Below are 7,273 nucleotides of genomic sequence, written 5' to 3'. Positions count from 1 at the left end.
TATGGGCTATGGAAAGGCCGAACAGCGTTCGTAGCCTTGCAGTAAAACAAAGAACTAGCAGTGCTAGCTGCGCGGTTTTGAATTTGCAACATTGAGGGAATAGGATCACCGCAGGTAATCCTATGAGACTGAGAAAAAGCCAAACTTGACCGGGCTTTGGATTAAATAAAAAAACTAGTAGCGTCAGCTGCGTGGTTTTGAATTTCCAGCATTGATTAAGTAGTTTTAACAGAACCACGTCCAGTTTCTTACCATATTATGATCAAGTCTCTTTTATTAAGGCATTTAATAGTTATCACTAGGATTTAACGGAAGAAAGTCAATAAACCATCTTTATTTATCCCTTATCACTGTTTTGATATTCCTTCCATTTATTGCACTTTTGCGTTTTATTTTTCAACTATAACATGCAAATCGCTATTCATCTAATTAAATATAAACAGAATGGATTATAAATTGCAAATCCCGAAAGGATATCATCCGCAATTAAATATGCAAGAGACAGAACAGGCAATTAAGTTGATTAAAGACTTTTTTGAGCTTAGTTTGTCGTCCGAATTGAGATTGAGAAGAATCACCGCTCCTTTGTTCGTAAAAAAAGGGTCCGGAATTAATGATGACCTTAGTGGCGTAGAACGTCCTGTTACCTTTCCAATAAAAAGTATGGATGATGCTGAAGCTGAAATTGTTCATTCGCTTGCCAAATGGAAAAGACTTGCTCTGGCCGAGTTGGGAATTGAGTCTGGTTACGGCGTGTATACAGATATGAACGCATTACGTCCAGACGAAGTTTTTTCAAATATACATTCCATATATGTAGATCAGTGGGATTGGGAAAGAGTGGTCTCCAAAGAAGAAAGAACTATCGATTTCCTAAAATATATTGTGCGAAAAATTTACAGCATTTTTAGAAGGGTAGAATATGTTGTTTACGAGCGTTATTCTCATATAAAACCTGTACTTCCAGAAGAAATTACTTTTATTCATACAGAGGAATTGGCCGAACAGTATCCCAATCTTTCCTGCAAGGAAAGGGAAACAGAAGCTGCTAAAAAATATGGTGCAGTATTTATTATAGGAATTGGGGGGCTACTCCCAGAAGGGATAAAGCATGATGGTAGAGCTCCGGATTATGACGACTGGAGTACCGAAACCGAAAATGGTCTTAAGGGTCTAAATGGAGATATCCTTCTGTGGAACCCTATACTTGAAGATGCCTTGGAGCTTTCGTCTATGGGAATCCGCGTTGATAAAGAAGCACTTAATAGGCAACTGGCAATTGAAGGTAAGGAAGATAGAAAAGAATTAATGTGGCATAAAATGCTTCTTAATGATGAACTTCCTTTATCCATTGGAGGTGGTATAGGTCAGTCCCGTCTCTGTATGTTTTTCCTGAAAAAAGCGCATATTGGAGAGATTCAGACCAGTATCTGGCCCGAAGAAATGATTGAAGAATGTAAGCAAGGGAATATTCCCATTCTTTTCTAGGAACCCCACGCTTTAACATACTTTTAAAATGGCTGCCAATACTTTTTGGCGGCCATTTTTATTTTAATCATTATTCGTAATTGACGGCACATTTATGTGTAGTAGATTTGTTTGGGTACTTAGGTTCTTTTTGGAAAAGTGGTCCGAGCAATTTGTATATTGCATTCTATGAGACTATTTCTATTGCTTGCTTTTTTTGTTTTATGTGTTGGTTGTACTGACAAATACGATAAATATAAAAATCCACCAGAATATATTACAACCCCATCTGCTTCAAATGCAGCTTATTTTGAAGCTTATGACCAGACCTTAAAATTATGGAATGTCCCTTATGAGGAATTGTATATTCCTACCACTAACGGAATTGCCCATGTTATAGTAAGTGGCCCTAAAAATGCAGATCCTGTGGTATTGCTCCACGGAATGAATGCCAGTTCTACCATGTGGTATCCAAATATCGAATCCCTTACCAAAAACCATAGGGTGTTTGCGATCGACTTTATTCTCGAAGCAGGGAAATCTTATTTGTATAATGATATTGAAAGTGTTGAAAAAGTTACCGCTTGGTATAAGGAAGTTTTGTTTGCCCTGGAGTTGGATAGCTTTCATCTCATTGGTGCTTCCCGGGGAGGTTGGTTGGCCGTTAACCTAGCACTGGACGATCAGAAAAAGATAAAAAGCTTACTATTATTAAGTCCGGCACAAACTTTTACATGGATCAAGCCTAGTACGGATTTATTAAAAAATATAGTTAGGATATTTTCATCCAAGGAAAAGCAAATGGAACAGAGCCTAGAAAGCATGTCCAGCAATGTTGATAATATTAACGATGTTTACTTAAATCAATATAAATTGGGTACGGAATTGGAGTCTGAGAATAAATTTATAACCAGCATGCAACCTTTTTCCAATGACGAATTAAAATCTTTACAAATGCCTGTTCTGGTTTTAATTGGTGATGACGATATGATCAATGAAAAAAGAACGGTGGCAATTGCAAATATGCTGCCGAAAGGGAAAGGTGAAGTAATACAAAATGCAGGACATTTTTTATCCATTGATCAAGCGGAAACAGTAAATGAAAAAATGCTGGACTTTTTAAAATAAGGACTTTTTGCACTTAGCGAGTGCACTGCTTTTTCGACAAGGGAAGTTGGTCTTGAATAAATCCAAAAGTGGAATATAGCAGATTAAAACTGCTTCCTAGCCTTTTTATTTCTGCTGCTTCTGAAATTCCTACTGCCTTTTGTTAGGTAATGGACCACAACCAGCGCTATACTGATTATAACCACAGGAATAAGTATCTCGTAAGCCTCAATTGGTAAATCCATAGTCATAATATACAAAAAATCTAAATATAAAGGCTTTACGGACTATATTCAGCGGTATTCACTAGCAGATAAGGATTTTTCTATACTTTATATGTTGACGGAACAAAGAAACGGCCTATTTTTATTTTAGTAGTAAATCAAGGGGTTTTCACACCGGGTTTAGGAAGGCGTCCATAGAGCATTTCACCATAGTGAAAGCGGCCTGGGCGCTGCGGCCGTGGAAAGTCCGTAGATTTCAAGAAAAGAAAAATCAGCCTAGCGTTTTTTGGTTCGTTTTTTGGGCGATGCAAAAAATGAACAGAATACTAATAGTGAGATAGTTTGTTCTTATTAATTCTAATGCACACTAAACTTTTCAGATTTATCCATTTCTTAACTGTCCAATGAAACCGACGCAGGGGGGGCATGAAATCCCAAGATTTTATGTTCCATGCCATGTCCTAAATTATTTCCAAGGCTTCAATGATTCTTTATGGCCATGCCATCTCTATCAGGAAAGAAGATCGACCTAACAATTGACTTTGTAGCCAATGTCCAACTGTATTAACAACGATCAAATATTTTTCGTTAATAGTGTTTTTTTTTTTTTTTTTGGTATTGAACTGTTGGCATCTATGGAGTTACCTATAACTTATCACCAATCAGGATCATAAACTAATACAGGGTGAAGCTGTGGTGAAAGAATGAAACTATTTAGTCCATAGTACCATAAAATTTTGCAACACAATCTGTATACATTTAACCTATTCTTTTTCAAAGCGAATGCAACCTACTCACCAAATCATAGGAATACCATTCCATGGCTATTATCGACCTTTATAAATATAGCAGATACTAAATTCAATATTTACTAACTTAGGACCAAATACCTGGTTGTATTGATTCCCCTCTTTACAGGAGCGATAATTTTATTGGAATTAGAATAATTATAAGACACTAAAATGTATTTAGGGATGTCCCTTGGAATGGAATTATTATGTACCGTTACATATGTCTATACGTTGGGATTCATTTAAGAATATGTTGAAAAATCAGCTAACATAGCTTCAGTAATGAAAGCAATAGTATACCATAAGAAAGATCCATCCGATAAGTTAATATATTGCGATGTTGAAAAGCCTAGGCCCAACGACAACGAAGTATTGATAAAAATTGTTTGTGCCTCCTTAAACGCAGCGGATTACCGTTCCATGAAAATGGGAATTACACCGAAGAAAAAAATCTTCGGATCCGCAATAGCTGGTAAGATAGAATCTGTGGGAAAAAATATCCAACAATTCAAGCCTGGGGATGAAGTGCTCGGAGACCTTTCTGATTTTGGTTTTGGTGGATTGGCAGAATACGCCCTGGCACCTGAAAAAGCCTTGGTACTAAAACCTGCGAAAATTTTGTTTGAAGAAGCTGTTACTTTGCCCGTTGCAGCTACAACAGCCTTAAAAGCATTACGTGACAAAGGTAATATCCAGAAAGAACTGAAGATGTTAATTGTTGGTGCCGCCGGCGGAGTAGGCACCTTTGCTGTGCAACTTGCCAAGTATTACGGGACGATTATAACAGCAGTTTGCGGTACTAAAAATATGGAGCAAGCAAGAGCCTTGGGCGCAGATCATGTAATTGATTATACCAAGGAGGATTTCACCAAAAGTAATGAACGTTATGATCTAATTGTGGCCATCAATGGCACTTATCCACTTTTGGGCTATAGAAAAATCTTAAGTTCGAACGGTATATATGTCATGGTAGGTGGGGGGTTATTACAAGTAATGAAGTCTATTTTTTTCGGTTGGCTGTTATCGTTCGGAAAAAAGAAAATGCGATATCTTTCGGCTAAAGCAAACCAAAAGGATTTGGATTTTGTAGTGAAGCTCTTAGAGAACCACAAGATAAAGCCGGTTATCGAAAAAAGATATTCCCTTGACAGGACAGCTGAAGCCATGGACTATTTAAGTGAAGGTCATGCACAAGGCAAAGTAATTATAACGGTGGAGGGATAAGATAACGAACAAATGTATCCGAAAGCAAAACGGAACAATGAAACCTTACGATAATGACGGCAACAGAATTCATAGAAACTTTAAAAGACATTGGCCAGCAATATTCGGGAGTACTTCCCAAAAGGGAGGTGTTTTATTTGGCGAAAGATTTTCAGTACATGCCGGTTGCTGAGGTGGTTAAATTACTAAGAGACGAAAATTACGATCACCGACTTGGTGCCGTATCCATCTTGGACTGGAAAGCTCGAAATAAGAAAACCACAGTAGGGGAGAGGCGGGATGTATACCTGGCGTATATAGAAAATCATAAATATATAGACGATTGGGGTCTGGTAGATAGGGCCGCACCCTATGTAGTGGGTGGGTATTTGTTTGATAAGGACAGAACGCCCTTATACAATTTGGCAAAATCCCCAAACCCTATGGAAAGAAGGACAGCCATTGTAAGTACTTACTATTTTATACGAAAGAATGAATTGGATGACACCTTTAAAATTGCTGAAATTCTTGCCAATGATCGGGACGAATTTGTCCAAAAAGCAGTGGGTAGCTGGATCAGGGAAGCAGGCAAGAGGGACGAAAATAAACTGAAAGACTTTCTGGATGTATATGCTCCAACCCTAGCTAGGGTTACCCTAAGATACGCCATTGAGAAGTTCAGCCCTGAGACGCGAAAACATTATTTGGCATTGGGCAAAAAGAATATTTAATACTACCACCAACAAAGTATATTGCATGCCTTATAGAACACGAATCATAAACTAAACCAAGCAAACAATAACCACAGTATGATAAAAACAATTATAAGAACCCTTCTGATCGCCACCCTAATTACCTCCTGCCAACCCATGGTTCAGGACATCTATCTTGGACAAGGAATTATGGCTGGTGAAGCCACTTCAACATCCGTCATCCTACAATCCAGATTAACCCTTACCGACAGCCTGGTCAACGGGGATATAAGCGGTGCCAATGGAATCGCCAGATTTGAAATTGATAAGGATGCTACTTTTAACAATCCCCTGTATTCTGACTTTGTAGAGGCCAATTCAGAGAACGACTTTATTATTAAAAAGAAAATTGAAGGTCTGGAGCCAGGAAATAAATACTTCTATCGCCTCCAATTTGGAAAGGACCAGAATACCCTTTTTGAAAGTGAAATAGGGACTTTTAAAACCTTGCCCGGACCAAATAGCAGTGAAAAGTTATCAATGGTGGTGGTAACGGGTATGAACCACTATTTTTTCCACTACGGAAAATATGCGGAAGGAACGGCCTATTCTGGGGAAGACAAGCTTCAAGGCTATCCGGCATTGCAGGCTATCCAGAACTTGAACCCGGATTACTTTATTGGTACTGGTGATAACGTGTACTTTGATCATCCCCACAAGACCAACTTCGATAGAGCCGTTAAAGCAGGGAAGAATCCTAACCCAGGAGGTTATAAGGGCATGGAAGTGGTGGATGAAGCAGGGATGCGCAGGAAATACCATGAACAATTTGCCCAGCCAAGGTTTCGGGAACTTTTTAGCAATCTGGGAACTTATTGGGAAAAGGATGACCATGATTATAGATTCAACGATGCCGATCCCTATCAGGAGTTTCCTATATCCCATGAATTGGGAATCAAGAATTTTAAGGAACAATTACCCGTGGTGGATCTAGAGGACGTAAATGCTAAAACCTATCGTACCCATCGCATGAGCCAAGATCTTCAGCTTTGGTTTTTGGAAGGGAGGGACTATAGAAGTGCCAATGAAATGAAAGACGGACCTGATAAAACGCTGTTGGGAACCGAGCAATTAAATTGGCTTAAGGAGACCTTAATGGAGAGCGATGCCAGTTTTAAGCTTATAATATCACCTACTCCAATGGTAGGCCCTGATGATGCCTACAAAACAGATAACCATGTAAATCATGACGGTTTTAGGCATGAGGGGGAAGCAATTTTTACATGGTTGGGTGATAATGGTTTCCTCGATAAAAATCTTTATATCATATGCGGCGACAGGCATTGGCAATACCACGCCATGCACCCGAGTGGATTTGAAGAATTCTCTACAGGTTCCTTGGTCGATAACAATTCACGCGCTGGACGCTTGGCAGGAGATCCCGAATCGACCGATCCCGATAGTTTGATCAAACAATTCTATATTCAAGGGGATAAGGAGTCCGCCAGTGGTGGATTTTTGTCGGTTACCGTGCAAAGAAAGGATAGTATTCCAGTGGCAAGCTTTCAACATTATGATGAAAAGGGAAAATTGCTTTATGAGACGGAGAAAACTGGCCGAAATTAATTGACACCTATAAGGAACAATCGCTGGGCAGCAAAAGATAAATTGCATTCACGTCCACTTAAAAGGCAGGAAAAGATATTAATGGTTGAAGTGTGGTGAACTCTATGCTGATAGGTGTTGTGGTGTTACTGTGGTTAAACTAGGCATCGAACATCAAGAAAAT

At 38.9% G+C, this 7,273-nt stretch carries 5 protein-coding genes; all 5 read left to right on the top strand.

Annotated elements, in window-relative coordinates:
• Positions 1–444: 444 nt before the first annotated feature.
• Entirely contained in the window at positions 445–1,488 is a 1,044-nt protein-coding gene (gene asnA / locus MWU82_RS10880) for an aspartate--ammonia ligase (protein WP_247096394.1), read from the top strand.
• Between the two features lie 168 nt (positions 1,489–1,656).
• Positions 1,657–2,595 carry an alpha/beta hydrolase gene (locus MWU82_RS10875; RefSeq protein ID WP_247096393.1) on the top strand — a complete coding sequence of 313 codons (939 nt, stop codon included), beginning with the start codon at positions 1,657–1,659 and terminating at the stop codon, positions 2,593–2,595.
• A gap of 1,276 nt (positions 2,596–3,871) precedes the next feature.
• Positions 3,872–4,813, top strand: a complete 942-nt coding sequence (locus MWU82_RS10870; RefSeq protein ID WP_247096392.1) for an NAD(P)-dependent alcohol dehydrogenase — start codon at positions 3,872–3,874, stop codon at positions 4,811–4,813.
• Between the two features lie 53 nt (positions 4,814–4,866).
• The gene (locus MWU82_RS10865; protein ID WP_247096391.1) at positions 4,867–5,523 is read left to right on the top strand and encodes a DNA alkylation repair protein; all 657 of its coding nucleotides are present in this window, start codon (positions 4,867–4,869) and stop codon (positions 5,521–5,523) included.
• A gap of 78 nt (positions 5,524–5,601) precedes the next feature.
• Positions 5,602–7,110 carry an alkaline phosphatase D family protein gene (locus MWU82_RS10860; RefSeq protein WP_247096390.1) on the top strand — a complete coding sequence of 503 codons (1,509 nt, stop codon included), beginning with the start codon at positions 5,602–5,604 and terminating at the stop codon, positions 7,108–7,110.
• Positions 7,111–7,273 lie beyond the last annotated feature (163 nt).

The organism is Arenibacter sp. S6351L (assembly GCF_023016025.1).
In the GTDB taxonomy this organism is placed as follows: domain Bacteria; phylum Bacteroidota; class Bacteroidia; order Flavobacteriales; family Flavobacteriaceae; genus Arenibacter; species Arenibacter algicola_B.
The sequence above is the reverse complement of the archived record's forward strand: the minus strand, read 5'-3'. Positions and strand labels throughout refer to the sequence as shown.